This window comes from Variovorax sp. GW821-FHT10D07, from assembly GCF_059415325.1.
Map to the genome: position 1 here is coordinate 97,362 of NZ_JBWKMZ010000022.1, position 21,302 is coordinate 118,663.

Sequence of the window (21,302 nt, forward strand, 5' to 3'; positions counted from 1 at the left end):
CGCATCCCTTCCCCCAAAGAGAACGACGACAGGAGACAAGACGATGAGAAACAGCAAGACTTCCACCTTCCTCGGCCGCCGCGCCGTCAACGCGCTGCTGGCCGGCGCGCTGCTGCTGCCGCTGGCCGCGCAGGTCCATGCGGCCGAACCGATCAAGATCGGCGCCGTGGTCTCGGCCACCGGCCCGGCCTCCTTCCTCGGCGATCCGCAGCAGAAGACGCTCGAGATGTACGTGCGCAAGATCAACGCGGCCGGCGGCGTGCTCGGCCGCAAGCTCGAGCTGGTGCTCTACGACGACGCCAGCGACGCGAACAAGGCCAATGCTTTCACGCGCCGCCTCATCATGCAGGACGAGGTCGACGCGATCCTCGGCGCCTCCACCACCGGCTCCACCATGGCGATGGTGCCGCAGGCCGAGGCCGCGAAGATGCCGCTGATCTCGCTGGCCGCCGCCTCGGTCATCGTCGAGCCGGTCAAGCCCTATGTCTTCAAGATGCCGCACTCCGACCGCATGGCGGCCGAGAAGGTGCTCGGCGAGATGAAGAAGCGCGGCTTCACGCAGTTCGCGCTGCTGTCGGACACCGGCGGCTTCGGCAAGTCGGGCCGCACCGAGACGCTCAAGCTCGCCGAGTCGCTGGGCCTGAAGGTGGTGGAGGACCAGACCTACGGCGAGAAGGACACCGACGTCACGCCGCAGCTCACGCGCATCAAGTCCTCGGGCGCGCAGGCCGTGTTCGTGTTCGGCACCGGCCAGGCGCCGGCCATCATCGCGCGCAACCACCAGCAGCTCGCGATGAAGCAGCCGCTGTACACCTCGCACGGCCAGGCCTCGACCGAGTTCATCCGCATCGCGGGCAAGTCCTCCGAGGGCATCCGCATGCCTTCGCCCGCGCTGCTGATCGCCCAGGCGCTGCCCGATGCCGATCCGCAGAAGAAGGTCAGCGTGTCGTATGCCAAGGACTACGAGTCGACCGCGAAGATGGACGTGTCGACCTTCGGCGGCTACGCGCACGACGCGCTGTACCTGCTGATCGACGCGATCCAGCGCGCCGGCGGCACCGACAAGCAGAAGCTGCGCGATGCCATCGAGGCGACCAAGGACTTCGTCGGCGTGAGCGGCATCTACCGCATGTCGGCCACCGACCACATGGGCCTGGACGTCTCCGCGTTCCGCATGGTCGAGATCAAGGACGGCAAGTTCGTGGAAGTCCGCTGAGGTCGCGCGCGTCACCGGAGAGCGCATGAAGCTCAATGCGAACGATCACCGCCGGCATGCCCGCCGGCGGCTGCCGCGCTTCGTCTTCGACTATGTCGACGGCGGCGCGGAGACCGAGGACTGCCTGCGGCGCAACGAGGCCGACCTGGCCGCGCTGCACCTGGTGCCGACCGCGCTGCGCGACACCCGCCATGCCGACCCCGGCATCACGGTGTTCGGCCGGCGCTGGGCCGCGCCGCTGGGCGTGGCGCCCGTGGGCTTCTCGGGCCTGGTGCGCCCGCATGGCGACACCCTGCTGGCCTGCGCGGCGGCCGCCACCGGCGTGCCGCACGTGCTGTCGACGCCGTCGAACGACCGGCTCGAGGCGGTGCGCGAGGCCGCGCTGCGGCGCGACCCCGAGGCGCTGCAATGGATGCAGCTCTACGTGATGGGCGATCGCGCCATCGCCGAGCAGCTGGTGCGCCGCGCGCGCGCCGCCGGCTATTCGGCGCTGGTGCTGACGGTCGACGCGGCGGTGAGCGGCTATCGCGAGCGCGACGTGCGCAACGGCTTTCGGCTGCCGTTCCGCTTCACGCCCTCGACCCTGCTCGACCTCGCGCTGCATCCGCGCTGGTCGCTCGCGATGGCGATGCAGGGCCGCTCGCCCTCGTTCGTCAACCTGGCCGAGGCCGACGACGGCGCCACCTCGGCCCAGCTGCAGGCCGCGCTGCTGTCGCGCACCATGGACCGCACGCTGGCCTGGGAGCACCTGGCCTGGCTGCGCCGGCTGTGGGACGGCCCGCTGCTGGTCAAGGGCCTGCTGCATCCGGGCGATGCCGCGCTGGCCGTGCGCCACGGCGCCGACGGCATCGTGGTGTCGAACCACGGCGGGCGCCAGCTCGACGCGGCGCCCTCGACCATCTCGGTGCTGCCGCGCATGGTCGATGCCGTGGCCGGGCGCATCCCGGTGTTCGTCGACGGCGGCTTCCGCCGCGGCAGCGACGTGGTCAAGGCGCTGGCCGCCGGCGCCACCGCGGCCTTCGTCGGCCGCGCCGCGGTCTGGGGCATGGCCTGCGACGGCGAGGCGGGCGCGCGCGGCGTGCTCGCCGGCCTGGTCGACGACATCGCCCGCACCCTGGTGCTGCTGGGCGCCGACCGCGTGGACGAGATCGCGCCCCACCACCTGCTCGCCAACCTTCCCTTCCCCGGCAGTGCCGGGCTTTCCCACGCCGGAGCACGCCATGGCTGACTTCATGCAATTCGTCTTCTCGGGACTCACCACCGGCGCGATCTACGCGCTGGCCGCGCTGGGCTTCTCGCTGATCTACAACGCCAGCGGCGTCATCAACTTCGCGCAGGGCGACTTCCTCATGCTCGGCGCCATGATCACGGCCGCGCTGCTCGGTGCCAGCCTGCCCTACGGCGTGGCCGTGGCCGGCGGCGTGCTGGCCACGGTGGTGGCGGGCCTGCTGCTGTACCGGCTGGCGATCAAGCCCGCGGGCGAGGCCAGCGTGGTGTCGCTGATCATCATCACCATCGGCGCCTCGATCTTCATCCAGGGCGTGGTGCAGATCGTGCTCGGCAAGAACCAGCAGACCCTGCCGGCCTTCAGCGGCGACGCGGCGCTGTCGATCCTCGGCGCCTACGTGCTGCCGCAGAGCCTGTGGGTGCTGGGCACGGCGGCGCTGCTGGTGGCGCTGTGCTTCGCCTTCTTCCGCTTCACCATGGTGGGCAAGGCCATGCTCGCGGTCGCGGCCAATGCGCTGGCCGCGCGCGCGGTCGGCATCCCGACCTCGCGCGTGCTGCAGCTCTCGTTCGGCCTGTCGGCGCTGCTGGGCGCCGTGGCCGGCGTGGTGGCCGCGCCGATCACCACCACGGTCTACGACATCGGCCTGATGCTGGGCATGAAGGGCTTCGTCGCGGCCACGCTGGGCGGGCTCGGCAGCGCGGGCGGCGCGGTGGTGGGCGGCCTCATCGTCGGCCTGCTCGAGGCGCTGATGGCAGGCTACGTCTCCTCGGCCTACAAGGACGCCGTGCCCTTCGTGCTGATCGTGTTCATCCTGCTGGTCATGCCGCACGGCCTGTTCGGCAGCAAGGGAGCGGAGCGCGTATGAAGGCGTCCTCGCGGGCGCTGCTGCGTCCCTCCCTGCTGCTGCTGGCCCTGGTGCTGGCGCTGCTGCCGCTGGCCATGCCCAACAACTACGTGATCGACGTCGCGGTGCGCATCGCGCTGGCGGCCATCGCCGCCATCGGGCTCAACCTGCTGATGGGCTTCGCGGGCCAGATCAGCATCGGCCACGCGGCCTTCGTCGCCATCGGCGCCTACGGCAGCGGCATCGTGACGGCGCGCTTCGGCTGGCCCGCGCTGCCGGCCATCGGCGCCGCGGCCGTGGGCGCGGCGCTGGTGGCCTGGCTGATCGCCAAGCCGATCCTGCGCCTCAAGGGCCATTCGCTGACCATGGCCACGCTCGGGCTGGGCGTCATCGTCAACATCGTGCTGATCAACGAGGTCGACTGGACCGGCGGCCCCGACGGCATGCCGGTGCCGCCGCTGGCGGTGGCAGGCTTCGCCTTCGCCAAGGTGCTGCACTGGTATGCGCTGGCGGCGGTGCTGCTGTGGCTCGCGGTGCTGCTGTCGCTCAACCTCTACGAATCGCCGGCCGGGCGCGCGCTGCGCGGGCTCAACGGCTCCGAGGTGGCGGCGCGCGTGATGGGCGTGGACGTGGCGCGCTTCAAGGTGCGGGCCTTCGTGGTGTCGGCCGTGTTCGCCGCGGTCTCGGGCAGCCTCACGGCGCACTACCTGGGCTTCATCAGTCCCTCGCTGGCGGCCTTCACGCATTCGGTGGAGCTCGCGACCATGGTGGTGCTCGGCGGCATGGCCTCGACCTTCGGCGCGCTGCTCGGCGCCGCGCTGCTGACCGCGCTGCCGCAACTGCTGGGCGGCCTGCACGGCTACGAGATGGTGTTCTTCGGCCTGGTGCTGATGCTCACCATGATGTTCCTGCCCAAGGGGCTGGTGCCCACGCTCGCGCTGCGGCTGCGCAGGAAGGGCTGAGCCATGCTCGAAGTGAAGAACCTCAGCAAGTCCTTCGGCGGCGTGCACGCCATGCAGGACGTGAGTTTCAGCGTGCGCGCCGGCTCGGTGCATTCGGTGATCGGGCCCAACGGCGCGGGCAAGACCACGCTGTTCAACCTGATCAGCGGCGTCTACGAGCCCACGCGCGGCGAGATCCTGCTCGACGGCGAGAACGTGGCGGGCATGGCGCCCGATCGGCTGGCGCGGCGCGGCATGAGCCGCACCTTCCAGAACCTGCAGGTGTGCATGAACATGACGGCCTGCGAGAACGTGATGCTCGGCGCGCACCTGCACACGCGCAGCTCGCTGCTGGGCGGCATGACCGGCGCCACGCGCCGCGCCGACGCCGCGCTGCGCGAGGAGGCGCTGCGGCTGATCGACTACGTGGGCGTGGGCCGCCATGCGCATGCCCATGCCACGCAGCTCTCGTTCGGCCTGCTCAAGCGGCTGGAGATCGCGCGCGCCCTCGCGAGCCGGCCGCGCCTGCTGCTGCTCGACGAACCGGCCGCGGGCCTCAACGACACCGAGACCCACGAGATCACCGAACTGATCCGCAGCATCGCCGCCTCGGGCGTGACGGTGCTGCTGGTGGAGCACGACATGAAGCTGGTGATGAACATCTCCGACCACCTGCTGGTGCTCGACTACGGCCGCAAGCTCGCCGAGGGCACCGCCGCCGAGGTGCGCGCCAACCCGCAGGTGATCGCGGCCTACCTCGGCACCGAGGCGGAGGCCTCGGCATGAGCGGCATCGCACTGGAAGTCAGCGGCCTGCGCGCCGGCTACGGCCGCATCGAGGCGCTGCACGGCATCGACCTGCAGGTCGGCGCGGGCGAACTGGTGGCGCTGGTCGGCGCCAACGGCGCGGGCAAGACCACCTTGCTGCGCGCGGTCTCGGGCCTGATCCGCGGCAGCGCCGGCAGCGTGCGCCTGTTCGGCCGCGAGATCGCGCGCGACAGCGCCGACGCGCGCGTGCGCGCCGGCCTGGCGCAGGTGCTCGAGGGCCGGCAGGTGTTCGGCCCGCTGTCGGTGCAGGACAACCTGCTGCTGGGCGGCTACACGCGCGCCGAGCGCCGCGCGCAGCGGCTGGACGAGATGTACGCGCTGTTCCCGGTGCTCGGCGAGAAGCGCCTGCTGGCGGCCGGCACGCTCTCGGGCGGCCAGCAGCAGATGCTGGCGATCGCGCGCGCGCTGATGTGCGAGCCGCGCATGCTGCTGCTCGACGAGCCCTCGATGGGGCTGGCGCCGCTGCTGGTGAAGGAGATCTTCGGCGTCATCGCGCGGCTGAAGTCGCGCGGCATCCCGATCCTGCTGGTGGAGCAGAACGCGCATGCCGCGCTCTCGGTGGCCGACCGCGGCTACGTGCTCGAGACCGGCGCCATCGCGCTCGGTGGACCGGCCGCGCAGCTGCTCGGCGACGAGCGCGTGAAGGCCGCCTACCTGGGCCTGTGAGGAAGGACGCACGCATGAACTCCCTTCCCGATACCGGCCTGCGCGTGGCCGACGTGCAGGCGCGCTGCGTCAACGTGCCGCTCGAGCATCCGGTGCGCACCAGCGTGGGCGTGGTGGCGACCGCGCCGCTGGTGCTGGTCGACCTGCACGCGGACGACGGCACCGTCGGCCATGCCTACCTGTTCACCTACACACCGCTCGCGCTGCGCGCCACGCGGCGCATGGTGCTGACCCTGGGCAGTGTGCTCAAGGACCAGCCGCTCGCGCCCTTCGACCTCGACCGGCTGCTGGCGCAGCGGCTGCGCCTCTTGGGCCGCGCCGGCATCGCGCTGATGGCCGGCGCCGGGCTCGACATGGCGGCCTGGGACGCGCTGGCCAGGGCGCGCGGCGTGCCGCTGGTCGAGCTGCTGGGCGGCACGCGCCGCGCCATCGCGGCCTACGACAGCCACAGCATGGACGGCCTCGCGCTCGGCACGAAGCGCGCCGCGCTCGCGGTGGCGCAGGGCTTTCGCGCCATCAAGACCAAGATCGGCCATGCCACGCTGGCCGAGGACCTCGAGGTGGTGCGCGCGCTGCGTGCCGTGGTCGGCGAGCGCGTCGAACTGCTGGTCGACTACAACCAGGGCCTGAGCGTGCCGGAGGCGGTGCGCCGCATTCGCGCGCTCGAGGACGAGGGCATCGGCTGGGTCGAGGAACCCACCTTGCAGGAGGACTACGCGGGCCATGCGCGCATCCGCGAACGCGTGGCGCTGCCGCTGCAGATGGGCGAGAACTGGTGCGGTCCCGAGGAGATGGCCAAGGCGCTGCAGGCCGGTGCCTGCGATCTCGCGATGCCCGATGCGATGAAGATCGGCGGCGTGACCGGCTGGTTGCGCGCCGCCGCGCTGGCGCAGGCGCATGGCGTGCCGATGTCGAGCCACATCTTCCAGGAAGTCAGCGTGCACCTGATGGCGGTGACGCCGACGGCCCACCTGCTCGAGCGCATGGACCTCGCGGCGCCGGTGCTGGCGCGGCCGCTGGCCTTCGAGGACGGCATGGCGACCGCGCCGGCCGAGCCCGGCACCGGCATCGCGTGGGACGAGGAGGCCGTGCGGCGCTATCTGGTCTAGAGCTTGCCGAGCGTGCGCACGATCTCGTCGACCAGCCAGCGGTGCGCCGCGCTGTACTCGTGGCGCGCATGCCAGTGCGCCTGCACCTGGAAGTCGGGCAGCGCCAGCGGCAGCGGCAGCGCCTTGAGCCCGCCCTGGCGCACGTAGAGGTCGGCCACGCGCGAGGGCAGCAGCACCAGCAGGTCGCTCTGCGACAGCAGCTGCGGCAGCACGGTGAACTGCGGCACGCGCGCCACGATGTTGCGGTTGATGCCGCGCTCGGCCAGCATGTCCTCGATCAGGAAGTGGCCCGAGCGCGGCGACGACACCATCACGTGGCGCGCCGCCGAGAAGGCCGCGAGGCTCATGCGCTCGCCGATGCTCGGATGGCTGGCCGACATCAGGCACACGTAGTGCTCGCGGAACAGCAGCGCGCCGTGCATCGGCGAACCCAGCGAGGGAATGTTGCCGACCGCCATGTCGAGGCGCCCGGTCGACAGCTCCTCGCCCAGCGTGTCGGAGATCTGCGCGATCTCGATCTCGATGCGCGGCGCCACCTCCTGGAAGCGGCGCAGCAGCGGCGGCACGAAGTACAGCACGCCGATGTCCGACATCGCGAGCCGGAAGCGCCGCGTCGAGCGCAGCGGGTCGAAGGAGGCGTTTTGCTCGAGCGTGCCTTCGACCATGGTCAGCGCCTCGCGAAAGCGCTGGAACAGCTGCTCGGCCATGCCCGTGGGCACCAGGCCGTCGCTGCCGCGCGAGAACAGGCGGTCGAGGTAGACCTTGCGCAGCTTCGCCAGCGCGTAGCTCACGGTCGACTGCGTGACATCGAGCCGCTCGGCTGCATGGGTCACGCTGCGGGTTTCGTAGATCGCGACGAACACGCGAACGAGGTTCAGGTCGAGGTGGCTCATGCGCGGCTGGCGGTTCGTGGGGCGGCGCCTGAATGTGCCACAAGGCCGGCCCCGCGGGCCGCCGGCGCTAGCGCTCTTCTTCGGTCGTCACGTCGAAGCGCGCCAGCGTGTGCGCGCCGAACATCATCGTGATCGGCACGTCGGCCGCGTCGCGCCCGCGCGCCACCGTCACGCGGCCGATACGGCGCTGGTTGTGGCGCGCGTCGAAGGTGTGCCAGCGGTCGCCGAGGTAGACCTCGAACCAGGCGCTGAAGTCCATCGGCGAGCGCACCGGCGGCACGCCGATGTCGCCGAGGTAGCCGGTCACGTAGCGCGCCGGGATGTTCATGCAGCGGCACAGCGTGATCGCCAGGTGCGCGAAGTCGCGGCACACGCCGGTGCCTTCGCGCAGGCCCTGCGCGGCGGTGCGCGTGGAGCGCGCATTGGCGTAGTCGAAGCGCAGGTGGCCGTGCACGAAATCCGAGATCGCCTGCACGCGCGACCAGCCCGGCGCCACGGTGCCGAAGCGGTCCCAGGCGAACTGCAGCAGCTCGCTGTCGACCTCGCAGTAGCGGCTGGGCAGCAGGAAGGCCAGCGTTTCCACCGGCAGCGCGGCGGGGTCGTGCTCGACGGCGCCGCGGTCCACCGGGTCGGGCGTGCCCGGGTCGGCGATCACGGCCTGGTTGCGCAGCCGCACGTTGGTCACGCCGGCGGGGATCTGCACCCGGGCGCAGGCGTTGCCGAAGGCGTCGAAGTAGTGGTCGGTGAACAGCGGCGGCTCGATCGTGAGCTGCTCGCCGCCGCCGCGCAGGTCCGCCACGCGCGACGGATGGACCTGCAGCATGTAGACCAGCGCGGTGGGCGCGATGGGGGCCGTGGCGAGCGCGAGCTCGATGTCGTAGCCGATCCGGATGAGCATGGGTTCTTTCGCGGGGGAGATTCCCCAACGCCGATCTTGGGGCCTGCGACCCCCGCACGCGCGGGGTCAACGCGCGCATCGGTCGTAGGCCGTCGCGCTGTCGGTGCCTTCCTACCGCAGGGGCGCTCCCTCTCCCACAGACGGGGGCGGGGCGCCACTACGGGTTTCGCGCGGTGCCGACCCTACGCTTCGTTTCCGCTCGTATCCGAAGCCAGGCGGGGAGATGTCGCAAGTCCTGGCCAGCGATCTTTCGACAGGTCGTACGGGCGCGTTCAACCGGTCTGCTGGAGGGAATCATGGAGTTTTCGTCGCTGTTCGACTCGTTCGCCACCAACTGGGGCGACGAGATCCTGATCTGGTCCGTTGCCGCCGTCGCCGGCTGCATCTGCCTGGTCGCCGTGGTGAATGTGCTGGACATGCTTCTCGACAACGGCGGCGCCGGATGAGCCTGAGCTCCCTTCACGACACCTTGAAAGCCCCTCGATGACGCCACAGAACAAGGCCGCCGCCCGGCGCGCCAAGCCCGCCAAGACTTCCAAAGCGGGGGACGCCAGCGATGCCAAGCAGCAGCAGCTCGAGGGCTTCACGCTCGACCACGGGGCCGAGCTGACGACCAACCAGGGCCTGCGGATCCCCGACAACCACAACTCGCTGAAGGCCGGACGGCGCGGACCCACGCTGCTCGAGGACTTCATCCTGCGCGAGAAGATCACGCACTTCGACCACGAGCGCATCCCCGAGCGCGTGGTGCATGCGCGCGGCGAGGCGGCGCACGGCTACTTCCAGGTCTACAAGTCGATGTCGCAGTTCACCAGCGCCGACTTCCTGCAGGACCCCGAGGCGAAGACGCCGGTGTTCGTGCGCTTCTCGACCGTGGCCGGTTCGCGCGGCTCGGCCGACACCGTGCGCGACGTGCGCGGCTTCGCCGTCAAGTTCTACACCCGCGAAGGCAACTACGACCTGGTGGGCAACAACGTGCCGGTGTTCTTCATCCAGGACGCGATGAAGTTCCCCGACCTGATCCACGCCGTGAAGCCCGAGCCGCACCACGAGATGCCGCAGGCCGCGAGCGCGCACGACACCTTCTGGGACTTCGCCTCGCTGATGCCCGAGACCACCCACATGCTGATGTGGGCCATGAGCGACCGCGCGATCCCGCGCAGCCTGCGCATGATGGAAGGCTTCGGCGTCCACACCTTCCGCCTGGTCAATGCGCGCGGCGAGAGCCACTTCGTCAAGTTCCACTGGAAGCCCAAGCTCGGCATCCACGGCCTGGCCTGGGACGAGGCGCAGAAGATCGCGGGCAAGGACCCCGACTTCCATCGCCGCGACCTCTGGGAGGCGATCGAGAACGGCGACTTCCCCGAATGGGAACTCGGCGTGCAGATGATCCCCGAGGGCAAGGAAGGCACGCTGGGCTTCGACCTGCTCGATCCCACCAAGCTGATCCCCGAGGAGATGGTGCCGGTGCAGAAGATCGGCCGCATGGTGCTCAACCGCAACCCCGACAACTTCTTCGCCGAGACCGAGCAGGTGGCGTTCCACCCGGGTCACCTGGTGCCGGGCATCGACTTCACCAACGACCCGCTGCTGCAGGGCCGGCTGTTCTCGTACACCGACACGCAGATCTCGCGGCTGGGCGGTGCCAACTTCCACGAGCTGCCGATCAACAAGGGCGTGTGCCCGTTCCACAACTTCCAGCGCGACGGCATGCACCGCCAGACCATCGCGCGCGGCCAGGTCGCCTACGAGCCCAACACCCTGGGCACGGGCGCCGAGTTCCGCGTGGACGGCGACAGCGCCGGCTTCCAGAGCTATCCCGACGCCGACTACGAGGCGCCCAAGCTGCGCCGCCGCAGCCACACCTTCGACGACCACTTCACGCAGGCACGCCTGTTCTTCGAGAGCCAGAGCGCGCCCGAGAAGGAGCACATCGTCGCGGCCTTCCGCTTCGAGCTGTCGAAGGTGGAGGTGCCGGCGATCCGCCAGCGCATGGTCGACAACCTCGCGCACGTCGACGAGAAGCTGGCGCGCCGCGTGGCCGAGCCGCTGGGCATCGGCGAGCCCGATGCGCGCGCCGCCGCCGGGCGCGCGGGCTTCCGCGAGCACCGCATCCACCTGCCGATCGAGGAATCGCCCGCGCTCAGCATGGCGGGCACCGGCGACGGTTCGATCCGCACGCGCAAGATCGCGATCCTCGTGGCCGACGGCATCGACTCGGCCTCGCTCAAGCCGATCCGCGAGGCGCTCGAGCAGGCCGGCGCCCAATGCAAGGTCGTGGGCCCGCGCCTGGGTTCGGTGGTCAGCGGCTCCAAGCGCCAGGTCGACACTGACGCCACCTTCGCCAACATGCCTTCCGTGATGTTCGACGCGGTGCTGGTGCCCGCGGGTGCCGAGGGCGCGCGCGCGCTCGCCGCCAGCGGCGACGCGGTGCACTTCGTGCTCGAGGCCTTCAAGCACTGCAAGGCCGTGTGCACGGTGGGCGAGGGCGTGCAACTGCTTTCCACCCTGGGCATCGCCGCCGACACGCCGGCCGACAGCCTGCCGCCGGGCGTGGTGGTGGCGGCCACGCCGGTCACCAACCTCGGCGATGCCAGCGCCGCGCAGCAGATCGCGCAGGACTTCGTCGCCGCGATCGCGAAGCACCGGCACTGGGACCGGCCGAACATCGACGCCGTGCCGGCCTGAGTCCGCTCAGAACGTGTTTGTGATCTATTCATGGTGCCCGCAAGGCAGCAAAGCGTCGCAATCTAGGCGCGCGCCGCCGTCCAGGCTGATGCCTGGACAAGGTGCGCAACGACGAGTGCGGCGCTTTGCTGCCTTGCCCTTCGGGTTGCCCCGCAAAGCTGGCATCTGCGGCGTTGCAAATGCTCGCCGGGCCACCAGCCCGGCTGCGCTTTGCGCCTTGCACCTGCCAGCTTTGCGGGGCAACGGGCACCATGAATAGATCACAAACACGTTCTCAGACCCGTGCCGAGCGCCGCAGCTGCTTGAGCAGCAGGCCCAGGTACGGGTTCGGGTCGGCCTCGCGGTAGCCCAGGTGCAGCGCCGACACGGCGCTCTTCTCGCGCAGCCGCTGGTAGACCACGCCCTCGAGCCGGATCGACTCGGTGCCGCTGGGCACGATCGCGAGGCCCACGCCGGCCGACACCAGGCCGACGATGGTCGAGGCGTCGCGCGCCTCCTGCACCATGCGCGGGCGGAAGCCCGCCTTCGAGCACAGCTCCTGCACCTTCCAGTACAGCCCGATGCCCGAATGGCGCGGGTAGAGGATCAGCGGCTCGTCGCGCAGGTCGGCGATGCGCACCGGGGCCTGGCTCAGCGGATGGGTGGCCGGCACCGCCACCATCAGCGGCGCCTGGTACCAGGCCTCGATCGCGATGCCCGCGGGGATCGGCACGTTGGGATGGCGCAGGATGCCGAGGTCGAGCCGGTGGCCGTGCACCGCGTCGAGCTGGTCGAGCGAGGTCATCTCGTGCAGTGCCAGCGCGATGCGCGGATGCGCGGCCTGGAACTCGCGGATCGCGGCCGGCAGCGTGGCCGAGAGCATCGACGAGGCGGTGTAGCCCAGCGCGATCTTGCCGATGCCGCCCGTGGCCGCGTCGCGCGCCTCGCCCTTGGCCGACTCGACCGACGCGAGGATCGCCTGCGCGCGCTCGAGGAAGTGGCGCCCGGCCTGCGTGAGATGCACGCGGCGCTTGTCGCGGTCGAGCAGGCGCACCTGCAGCTCCTCCTCGAGCAGGCGGATCTGCGTGCTCAGCGGCGGCTGCGCCATGTGCAGCCGCTGCGCCGCGCGCGTGAAGTTCAGCTCCTCCGCCACCGCCACGAAATAGCGCAGATGCCGTAGTTCCATCGATATCTCCTGCGTATGGAAATCTGTGACCAATCAGTATTTCCAAATATAAGGCCGACTGCCTACAGTCGCCGCCATGGAGACAAGAGACACCCCTTCGCCGGCCTCCGCCGGCAGCACCAGCCCCGTGATGCAGCGGCTCGCGCGCCGCCAGTGGGTGGCCGCGCTCGGCGTGCGCCATGCGCGCGGCGCCGAGATCGCGCGGCTGGCCAAGGCCAGCGGCCACCATGCGATCTGGGTCGACCTCGAGCACAGCGCGATGCCGATCGACGCGGCCGGCGCCATCTGTGCCACCGCGCTCGACATCGGCCTGGCGCCCTTCGTGCGCGTGCCGGAACGCGAATACGGCGTGATCGGCCGGCTGCTCGACGCGGGCGCGGCCGGCATCATCGTGCCGCGCGTGGAAACGGCCGAACAGGCGGCCGACGTGGTCGCGGCCTGCCGCTTCCCGCCCGAGGGCCATCGCTCGGCCATCGCCGCGCTGCCCGCCTTCGGCTACCGCCGGCTGCCGGCCGCCGAACTGCGCGAGCGCGCCAACCGTTCGACCGTGGTCAAGCTGCTGATCGAGAGCCCGCGCGGCATCGAGAACATCGAGGCCATTGCGCGCGTGCCGGGCGTGGACCTGCTGGCGATCGGCAGCAACGACCTCAGCGCCGAGATGAACCTCGCGGGTGGATCCGCCGTGCATCCGCGGCTGCGCGAGGCGCACGACGCCGCGCTCGCGGCCTGCGCGCGCGCCGGCAAGCCGCTGGCCATCGGCGGCGTGGCCGACATCGCCTACGTGGCCGACTGCATTCGCCGTGGCGCCGCGCCCTTCCTCATGACCGGCATCGACACCGACCTGCTGCTCGCCGTGCTGCACGAGCGCGTGGCGCAGGCGCTCGATTCGGTGCGGCCGCTCGACGGCGCCGTGCTGCTCGACTGAGCTTCTTCACATATTCGATCCGACCTTTTCCATGACCGACCAGATCCTCGTTTCCAAGCCGATGCGCGATGCGCAGACCCTGACCCGCGCCGCCTTCGAGGTGCCCGCCGGTGCCTGCGACGCGCACGTGCACGTGTTCGGCCCCGAGGCACGCTACCCGCGCGTGCCCGCGCCGCACTACACGCTGCCCGACGGCGACCTGCCGCAGCTGCGCGCCGCGCTCGGCGTGCTCGGCCTCGAACGTTTCGTGATCGTGCAGCCCAGCTTCTACGGCACCGACAACCGCTGCATGCTCGATGCGCTCGATATCGCGGGCGATGCCGCGCGCGGCGTCGCGATGGTCGAGGACGGCACCTCGGCGGAGGAACTCGCCGCGATGCATGCGCGCGGCGTGCGCGCGCTGCGGCTCGACCTGTTCCTGCGCTCGGGCCTGCCCACGGCCGAGCTGCAGCGCTTCATCGCGCGCAGCGTGGAACGCACGCGCGCGCTCGGCTGGCATGTCCAGTTCTACACGCCGGGCTGGGTGGTGCGCGACCTGATCCCGTTCCTGCCCGAGATCGAGAGCGACTTCGTGATCGACCACATGGGCTACATGCTCGAGAGCGACGGCCTCACGCGCGCCGACTTCGACCGCCTGCTGCGCGCGGTGCACGACGGCCGCGGCTGGTTCAAGCTCTCGGGCCCGTACCGGCTCGCCAAGGACGGCAACTACGAGCGGCTGCGGCCGCTCGCGCAGGCCATCGTCGAGGCCGTGCCCGAGCGCGTGATCTGGGGCAGCGACTGGCCGCACATTCCCGAGGGCGGGCGCGATACCGGCGAGCTGCTGAACCTGCTGGGCGACTGGATCCCCGATGCCGCCGCGCGCCGACGCATCCTGGCCGACAACCCGGCGCGGCTGTTCGGGTTCTGAGACCATGGATGCCTCCACGATCGAAAGCCCGGCCATGCAACTGAACTGCATCCAGGAACTCGCCACCACCGGCGCGCGCGCGGTGGCCGGCTTCGTCCACGGCGGCACGCGCTACCTCGCGGTGCCGCAGCTGGCGCGCGACGTCGAGGGCCAGCCCGCGAAGATGACGCTGGGCGACAGCGACCTCGAGATGCCCGTCTACCGCTGGGAGGGCGGGCGCTTCGTGCCGCATGCCAGCCTGCCGGTGCCCGGCGGCGAGGACGCCGAGTTCTTCCGCATCGGCGAACGCGCCTTCCTCGCCACCGCGAGCCTGCGCAGCGGGCGCGATCCCTACACCCTGGCCGTGCCGTCGACGATCTTCGAACTGGTCGACGGCCGCTTCGAGCCCTTCCAGCGCATCGACGGCTTCGCGGCCAAGCAGTGGCACCACTTCGCGATCGGCGAGCGCCACTTCCTCGCGCTCGCGCAGGGCGTGACCCTGCCGGGCGAACAGCCCGCGCGGCCGGTGTCGTCGTGCATCCTCGAATGGGACGGCGCGCGCTTCGTGCCGTTCCAGGACGTGCCCTCGGCCTGGGGCTACAACTGGGCCTTCTTCGAGGTCGGCGGCGAGCGGCTGCTGGCCCATGCCGACCATGCCGTGCCCTCGCTGCTGCTGCGCTGGAACGGCGAGCGCTTCGAACTGTTCCAGCAGCTCGATGGCCAGAGCGGCCGCGCCTTCTGCTTCTTCGAGACCCAGGGCCAGGCCTGGCTGGCCTTCGCCAACCTGCATGGCGACACGCTGCTGTACCGCTGGCAGGACGGCGGCTTCACGGTCCACCAGGTGCTCGCGGGCCCGGGCGGGCGCGAGTTCGCCTGGCGCGGCGACGCCGAGGGCGGGCACCTGGTGCTCGTCAACTTCCTGCACGGCACGCGCGAGGCGCCGATCCCCGAGCTCGAGTCGATCGTGTTCCGCATGGACGATGGCCGGCTGGTCGAGGCCGCGCGCTTCGCGACCTCGGGCGGCACCGACGCCGCCTTTTTCGAGGCCGACGGCGCGCTGCATCTGGCGGTGGCCAACAGCCTGAGCGCCGCGGTGCGCTTCGCGACGCCCAGCCGCATCTACCGCGTCGACGGCCTCGGCGCCTCCATCACGGGCTGACCCGCCATGGCCACCTACGCACCCCACGAAAGCCCCGAGCTGGTCCGCCTGTTCGAGACCTACACGGCCGGGCCCACGAGCATCGGCGCCACGCTGAGCGCGCGCACCGCCGCGGCCAGCGCGCACGATCCGCTGATCGTCGCGACCAGCACCGACATCGTGCTGTTCCCCGGCGGCGGCCGGCCGCCCGAGATCGAGGGCTTCCGCATGTCGACGCGGGGCTTCAAGGAGCTCGCGGGCATCTCGCACCACGGGCCCGCGGTGGCCTCGCTGCTGCGGCTGCGCGAGCTCGATCCCGAGGGCGAGCTCTGGCGCGCCGAGACCCGACGCCTGATCGACAGCACGCGCGCCGCGCGCGCCGCCAACTCCGAGGCGCTGTGGCGCGACACCGTCGCGGTGCCGGCCTACCGCGGCCGCGAGGCGCGCATCGCGCAACTGGTCGACTATTCGTGCGCGCTGACCGAGCGCTACCTCGAGCGCGCGCTGCGCGAGCCCGACAGCTTCACCGCCGCCGACATGCGCGAGCACTACATCGAGGCGCGCGGCGATGCCGTGGGCGCCACGGTGCCGATGAACGCCGTGATGATCGCCACCTTCTTCCTGGTCGGCATGGACACCGGCCACCGCGTGATCGGCTGGTTCGACCGCCATGCGATCGACTGGTCGCGCGCCATGGTGCTGATCGTCGGCCGCCAGGGCCGGCCCACGGCCGGCGTGACCTGGACCACCAACTCGGTCGCCGCCATGATCCTCGCCGCTTCGGGCCAGCGGCTCGCGCTCGACCGGCTCTACATCGCGCCGCACGGCCCGAGCTTCAAGGTGGCCGAGCTGCCCGACCTCGCGGCGGTGCGCGCCTTCGAGGAGCCGCTGCGCCAGATCTGGGCCCACACGCGCACCGTGAGCGAACTCGGGCCGCTGATGTACGAGGGCTATCCGCGCTTCGAGCCCGGCGCCGCGGGGCGGCCCCGCATCGATGCGCAGACCGAGTCGGTCGGCGAGATGCCCGCGATCGCGAGTCCCGACGACTGGTTCGCGCTCAACACGCGGCTGCGCGTGGTGCTCGAGGACCCGCGGCAACTGCTCTCGGGCTGCGTGGTCGACTACGCGGTCGACCAGTTGCGCGCCAACGGCAACCAGCCCGCGCGGCTGGTGGTGCCGGGGCTGGACAACGTGAGCTATCCACCGCTGGCGCCGCACGCCGGCGGTTGAGCGGACGTGGCGGCCGATGACGGCACGCCGGAGGCGGGACGACAAGAGAAGAAGCGCCAGACAGCAGGCATGCCGGCGGCCGCGCCGCGTGCATTCGATTCATAGAAAAGAGAACGGAGACAAGACACCATGAGAAAGCTCGCAACCCTGTGGGGCGCCGCCCTCGCACTGACGCTGGCCAGCGCCGGCGCGCAGGCGCAGTCCGGCGCCTGGCCCCAGCGCCCGATCCGGATCATCACGCCCACGCCGGCCGGCGTGGGCTCGGACGTGTTCGCGCGCGCCTACGCCGAGCGGCTCGGCCAGATGCTCAAGACACCGGTGGTGGTCGAGAACCGCCCCGGCGCGCTCGCGGCCATCGGCACCGACGCGGTCGCCAAGGCCGCGCCCGACGGCTACACCATCCTGTTCTCGACCAGCAACCCGTTCACCATGACGCCGTTCCTGCTGTCGAAGCTGCCCTACAACCCGCAGACCGACCTGGTGCCGGTCACGCAGGCGCTCAAGGGCGGCTCGTTCATCGTCGCCAACCCCTCGGTGCCCGCCAAGAACCTGGTGGAACTGGTGGCGCTCGCGAAGAAGGACCCGGGCCGCGTGAGCTTCGCCTCCTACGGCTCGGGCAGCACCGCGCACCTGGGCTTCGAGCTGCTGCAGGACGCCGCGGGCATCGAGCTGCTGCACGTGCCCTACAAGCAGAGCGCCATGCCCGACGTGATCGCGGGCCAGGTGATGCTGGGCTTCGAGCCGCCGATCTCGGCGCTGCCCAACATCCGCGCGGGCCGCGTCAAGCCCATCGCCTACACCGGCAGCCAGCGCAGCGCCGCGCTGCCCGACGTGCCCACGCTGGCCGAACGCTATCCGGGCCTGGAGGTGTTCACCTGGCTGGGCTTCTGGCTGCCCGCGAAGACGCCGCCCGAGATCGTCGACCGCTTCAACCGAGAGATCCGCGCGGCCACGCAGTCGCCCGAGATGCAGCGGCTGATCGCCGAGGCCGGGCTCGAGCCGATGGGCACCACGCCCGAGGAGACCCGCGCCATCGTGCGGCGCGAGGCCGAGGCGATGGGCAAGCTGATCAAGGCCAAGAACATCCGCATCGACTGAGCGCCGGGGCCGGGCTTCGCCCCGCGCCACCTCGCACCCTTTTCCATTTCGACCGCGCCGCGCCGGCCCGAGGGCCGCAGCGCCGGCTTTCGCTCGCCCATTTTTCGGAAGACACCCATGCGCAACATCCCCTTCGCGTTCCGCGCCGTCCTGGCCGCCTTGTTCCTTTCGTCCCTGCCGCTGCTCTCGCAGGCCCAGTCGAGCGTGCAGGTCTTCGGCACCGTCGACCTCAACTTCACCTACAGCAAGGCCGGCGGCAAGAGCGTGCGCGCCATGGACCAGGGCGGCAACATCTTCCCGAGCCGGCTGGGCTTTCGCGGCAGCGAGGACCTGGGGGGAGGGCTGGTCGCGAGCTTCTGGCTCGAGTCGGCGCTGCTGCCCGACACCGGCGAGTACCAGGGCGTCTACTGGCACCGGCGCTCCACGATGAGCCTGTCGAGCCGCACCTGGGGCGAGCTGCGGCTGGGCCGCGACTACGTGCCCACCTTCTGGAACGTCTCGCAGTTCTCGCCCTTCGGCACGGTGGGCGTGGGCGGCTCGGCCGCGATGGTCGAGGGCTGGCCCATGGGCCTGGGCGGCGCGCGTACGCTGGTGCGGGTCGACAACTCGGTCGGCTATTTCCTGCCGCGCGACCTCGGCGGCTTCTACGGCCAGGCGATGTACGCGATGCCCGAGGGCGCGGAAGGCATGCGCTATGCGGGCGCGCGCCTGGGCTATGCCAACGGCCCGCTCGACGTCGCGGCCGCCTATGGCCGCACGCCGGTGGCCAACGGGCAGGTCTACCGCACCGCGACCGTGGGCGGCACCTACGACTTCGGGCCGGTGAAGCTCTACGCCAATTACCACCGCCACCAGACGTACAACGACCGCCAGGTGCACGTGATGGTGGGCGCGAGCATGCCGGTGGGCCCGGGTGTCATCAAGGTGTCGGCCGCGCGTGCCAATCGCAGCGGCCCCGGCCTCGATGCCGACGACGCGACCCAGTTCGCGGTCGGCTACGTGCACTGGCTCAGCAAGCGCACGGCGGTCTACACGGCCTATTCGCGCATCCGCAACCGCGGCAACGCGGCCTACGTGGTGGCCGATTCCTCGCCGGCCGGCTCGCCCGGCATGCCCTCGAGCGGGCTGCAGTTCGGCATCTCGCACAACTTCTGAGACTGCGGCGTGACGCCTCCCATAGTCCATTTGCGCTAGACCGTATTGCGAATAGGCGGGGGTAGGGGCCGTCCCTAGACTTTCCCCACGAGGCCAGAACGGCGCGCACTTCCGCGGCGTCGATGCCCGCCAAGGCGGGCATGCCGGCCGCGCGCGGGGGTCCAATGGCGAGGTTTTCGAGAATGGGATGGGCGCTGGGATGGGCCGGCGTGGTGCTGCTGACGCAGCTGTCGCCGACGCAGGCGCAGGAAGGCCCGAGCGCCGAGGCCGCGGCCAGCAAGATGGAGCAGGCCCGGCTCGCCGACACCGACACGCTGCTGGCGCTGACCAGCGAAGGCGCGGTGCTCTACGGCCAGGACAACGTCAAGCTCTCGGGCTACCAGTACTGCAGCCAGGCGGTGGCGCTGGCCGAGTCGGGCGAGTTCCGCCAGAGCGTGCGCGCCGCGAGCAAGGCGCTGCACCTGGCCAACACCACCAACGACCCGAACCTGCGCGCCATGGCCAACCGCGACCTGGCCATCGTCTACAGCTACTCGGGCCAGCTCGAGAAGGCCGAGCAGTTCGCCCGCGAGGCGCTCAAGAGCGAGGCGCGCGATCCCCAGCTGGTGGTGGGGCCGTCGCAGAAGGTGATCGGCGACGTGCGCACGCGCCGCGGCGACTACGAGGGCGCGATCCTCAGCTACGACGAGGCGCTGGCCAACAGTTCGCCGCGCTATGCGCCGCTGGTGCAGGCCTCGCTGGTCAATGCGCTGATCGAATCGGGCACGCCGGCCAACACGCAGCGCGCCCGCGAGCTGTTCGGCACGCTGCCGCAACCGAAGGACGCACCGCTGGCCGCGCAGCTCGACCGCACGCGCGCCCGGCTGCTGCTGGCCGAGAACAAGCCCGCCGAGGCGCGCGACCTCTATCGCGCGCTGGCCGCGCGCCAGGTCGGCGCCGACAGCGGCTACTACCAGCTCTGGGCCTGGGACGGCGTGGCGCGCAGCGAGGTGGCGCTGGGCCAGAAGCAGGCCGCGGCAGAGGCCGTGGGCCGCGCGCTCGAGGGCGTGGACAAGGTGCGCGCGAAGTTCCGCAGCGAAGAATTCAAGATGGGGCTGTTCTCCGACCTGCAGTCGGTGTTCGAGCGCGGCGTGGCGATCTACAGCGACGCGGGCGACAGCGGCCGCGCCTTCGAGGTCAGCGAACACAGCCGCTCGCGCGCGCTGCTCGACGCAGTGCGCGGCCGCGCGAAGCTCAGCGAGCAGGCCGCCGCCACGGTGGACCTCGCGACGCTGCAGCGCACGCTGGCGCCCGACGAGCGCGTGGTGCAGTTCCATTCGCTGCCCGACCGGCTGATGGTGTGGGTGGTGAGCCCCGCGGGCATCGAGAGCAAGACGATCCCGGTCAGGCGCGAGGAGCTGACCGAGCTGGTCGAGACCTTCCGCAACACCATCGTGCGCGGCCGCCGCACCGCGATCACCAACGCCGACAAGCTCGGTGCCGCGCTGCTCGGCCCGCTGAACCTGCAGGCCGGCCAGCGGCTGGTGATCGTGCCGCACGGCCCGCTGCATTACCTGCCGTTCCAGGCACTGCGGCTCAATGGCCGCTACGTGATCGAGACGCACCCGGTGGCGGTGGCGCCCTCGATCAGCATCGCGGTGCAGCTCGCGCAGCGCACGCCGCGCGTGAACGCCACGCTCACGGCCTTCGGCAATCCGCGCATCGAGGACAAGTACGACCTGCCGGGTGCCGAGAGCGAGGTCAAGCAGCTCGCGCAGTACTTCCCGAGCAACAGCGTCTACATGGGCGCGGCCGCCACCAAGACGCAGTTCCGCGACGTGGCGGCGCGCTCGCCGCTGATGCACGTGGCGGCGCACGCGGAGGCCGACGAGGTCGATCCGCTGTACTCGCGCATCCTGCTGGCCAACGAGGGCGGCAAGCAAAACTTCCTCGAGGCGCACGAGATCCTCGAGATGCCGATGCAGGGCACGGCCCTGGTGACGCTGTCGGCCTGCGAGTCGGGCCTGGGCCGCATCGCGCAGGGCGACGAGGTGCTGGGTTTCACGCGCTCCTTCCTCTCCGCGGGCAGCTCGAGCCTGATCGCCTCGCTGTGGCCGGTGTCGGACGACGCGACGGCGGTGCTGATGAGCACGCTCTACGGCGAACTCGCGAAGGGCCGCGACCTGCAGAAGGCAATGCAGGCGGGGCAGCTCGCGGTGCTCAAGGACCCCAAGATGTCGCATCCCTTCTTCTGGGCGCCGTTCAATCTGATCGGCAACTGGCGTCTGACCGTTGGGAGTTGAGATGTCTCGTGTTGCTCTCTTGCATTGCTGTTCGGGGCGGGCTCACGCCGACGGGGTACTCCCCTCCGCGAATGTCCCCCGGCCTGCGGCCTCCTCCTTTATTTCGCTGC

18 protein-coding genes and 1 pseudogene are annotated in these 21,302 nt (G+C 70.9%); 16 read left to right on the forward strand and 3 right to left on the reverse strand.

The genetic code is table 11. The features are described 5' to 3' along the window. Positions 1-43 precede the first annotated feature (43 nt). The 7 genes from AC07PU_RS38885 to AC07PU_RS38915 are packed head-to-tail and all read left to right on the forward strand — an operon-like array spanning position 44 to position 6,831. Positions 44-1,216 (forward strand): ABC transporter substrate-binding protein, encoded by a 1,173-nt coding sequence (locus AC07PU_RS38885; protein WP_495323218.1) that lies wholly within the window; start codon positions 44-46, stop codon positions 1,214-1,216. A gap of 25 nt (positions 1,217-1,241) precedes the next feature. Continuing rightward, a complete protein-coding gene (locus AC07PU_RS38890; RefSeq protein ID WP_495323220.1) occupies positions 1,242-2,444 on the forward strand; it encodes an alpha-hydroxy acid oxidase in 1,203 nt (400 codons plus the stop codon). Continuing rightward, the gene (locus AC07PU_RS38895) at positions 2,437-3,309 is read left to right on the forward strand and encodes a branched-chain amino acid ABC transporter permease (protein ID WP_093350744.1); all 873 of its coding nucleotides are present in this window, start codon (positions 2,437-2,439) and stop codon (positions 3,307-3,309) included. Before AC07PU_RS38890 ends, AC07PU_RS38895 begins: the two co-directional genes overlap by 8 nt. Continuing rightward, positions 3,306-4,250 carry a branched-chain amino acid ABC transporter permease gene (locus AC07PU_RS38900; RefSeq protein ID WP_495323221.1) on the forward strand — a complete coding sequence of 315 codons (945 nt, stop codon included), beginning with the start codon at positions 3,306-3,308 and terminating at the stop codon, positions 4,248-4,250. Before AC07PU_RS38895 ends, AC07PU_RS38900 begins: the two co-directional genes overlap by 4 nt. A 3-nt stretch (positions 4,251-4,253) precedes the next feature. Beyond that, the gene (locus tag AC07PU_RS38905) at positions 4,254-5,015 is read left to right on the forward strand and encodes an ABC transporter ATP-binding protein (protein WP_203204104.1); all 762 of its coding nucleotides are present in this window, start codon (positions 4,254-4,256) and stop codon (positions 5,013-5,015) included. Then, positions 5,012-5,722 carry an ABC transporter ATP-binding protein gene (locus AC07PU_RS38910; protein ID WP_203204105.1) on the forward strand — a complete coding sequence of 237 codons (711 nt, stop codon included), beginning with the start codon at positions 5,012-5,014 and terminating at the stop codon, positions 5,720-5,722. The genes AC07PU_RS38905 and AC07PU_RS38910 overlap by 4 nt, the downstream gene beginning before the upstream one ends. Positions 5,723-5,736: 14 nt before the next feature. Then, a complete protein-coding gene (locus AC07PU_RS38915; protein ID WP_495323222.1) occupies positions 5,737-6,831 on the forward strand; it encodes an enolase C-terminal domain-like protein in 1,095 nt (364 codons plus the stop codon). On the opposite strand, the gene AC07PU_RS38920 is transcribed toward AC07PU_RS38915, so the two are convergent. Together AC07PU_RS38920 and AC07PU_RS38925 are read right to left on the reverse strand one after the other, a co-directional pair. Beyond that, positions 6,828-7,724, reverse strand: a complete 897-nt coding sequence (locus AC07PU_RS38920; RefSeq protein ID WP_203204107.1) for a LysR family transcriptional regulator — start codon at positions 7,722-7,724, stop codon at positions 6,828-6,830. The genes AC07PU_RS38915 and AC07PU_RS38920 overlap by 4 nt on opposite strands. A 67-nt stretch (positions 7,725-7,791) precedes the next feature. Then, the gene (locus AC07PU_RS38925) at positions 7,792-8,622 is read right to left on the reverse strand and encodes a transglutaminase-like domain-containing protein (RefSeq protein WP_093350757.1); all 831 of its coding nucleotides are present in this window, start codon (positions 8,620-8,622) and stop codon (positions 7,792-7,794) included. 296 nt (positions 8,623-8,918) lie between these two features. On the opposite strand from AC07PU_RS38925, the gene AC07PU_RS38930 reads away from it, so the two are divergent. Both AC07PU_RS38930 and katE read left to right on the forward strand, forming a co-directional pair. Continuing rightward, positions 8,919-9,068 carry a hypothetical protein gene (locus tag AC07PU_RS38930; RefSeq protein WP_177239491.1) on the forward strand — a complete coding sequence of 50 codons (150 nt, stop codon included), beginning with the start codon at positions 8,919-8,921 and terminating at the stop codon, positions 9,066-9,068. 31 nt (positions 9,069-9,099) lie between these two features. Next, positions 9,100-11,310 (forward strand): annotated as a pseudogene (gene katE, locus AC07PU_RS38935) (catalase HPII); the annotation flags it as partial. Positions 11,311-11,584: 274 nt separating this feature from the next. On the opposite strand, the gene AC07PU_RS38940 reads toward katE, so the two are convergent. Next, the gene (locus tag AC07PU_RS38940) at positions 11,585-12,475 is read right to left on the reverse strand and encodes a LysR family transcriptional regulator (RefSeq protein WP_203204111.1); all 891 of its coding nucleotides are present in this window, start codon (positions 12,473-12,475) and stop codon (positions 11,585-11,587) included. Positions 12,476-12,551: 76 nt separating this feature from the next. Here AC07PU_RS38940 and AC07PU_RS38945 point away from each other — a divergent pair, with 76 nt between their 5' ends. From AC07PU_RS38945 to AC07PU_RS38975, 7 genes are all read left to right on the forward strand, one after another. Next, positions 12,552-13,400, forward strand: a complete 849-nt coding sequence (locus tag AC07PU_RS38945; protein WP_495323225.1) for an HpcH/HpaI aldolase family protein — start codon at positions 12,552-12,554, stop codon at positions 13,398-13,400. A 31-nt stretch (positions 13,401-13,431) separates the two neighbouring features. After that, positions 13,432-14,310: an amidohydrolase family protein gene (locus tag AC07PU_RS38950; RefSeq protein ID WP_209545903.1), complete on the forward strand. Its 879-nt coding sequence runs from the start codon at positions 13,432-13,434 to the stop codon at positions 14,308-14,310. Between the two features lie 34 nt (positions 14,311-14,344). Continuing rightward, the gene (locus AC07PU_RS38955) at positions 14,345-15,448 is read left to right on the forward strand and encodes a hypothetical protein (RefSeq protein WP_495323227.1); all 1,104 of its coding nucleotides are present in this window, start codon (positions 14,345-14,347) and stop codon (positions 15,446-15,448) included. A gap of 6 nt (positions 15,449-15,454) precedes the next feature. Beyond that, a complete protein-coding gene (locus AC07PU_RS38960; protein ID WP_495323228.1) occupies positions 15,455-16,657 on the forward strand; it encodes a DUF5624 domain-containing protein in 1,203 nt (400 codons plus the stop codon). A 129-nt stretch (positions 16,658-16,786) separates the two neighbouring features. Further along, positions 16,787-17,755, forward strand: a complete 969-nt coding sequence (locus tag AC07PU_RS38965; protein ID WP_208511901.1) for a Bug family tripartite tricarboxylate transporter substrate binding protein — start codon at positions 16,787-16,789, stop codon at positions 17,753-17,755. Positions 17,756-17,872: 117 nt separating this feature from the next. Beyond that, positions 17,873-18,910, forward strand: a complete 1,038-nt coding sequence (locus tag AC07PU_RS38970; RefSeq protein WP_495323229.1) for a porin — start codon at positions 17,873-17,875, stop codon at positions 18,908-18,910. 182 nt (positions 18,911-19,092) lie between these two features. Further along, complete coding sequence (locus AC07PU_RS38975) at positions 19,093-21,192, forward strand: CHAT domain-containing protein (protein ID WP_495323230.1); 2,100 nt, start codon at positions 19,093-19,095, stop codon at positions 21,190-21,192. The last annotated feature ends 110 nt before the right edge of the window (positions 21,193-21,302 follow it).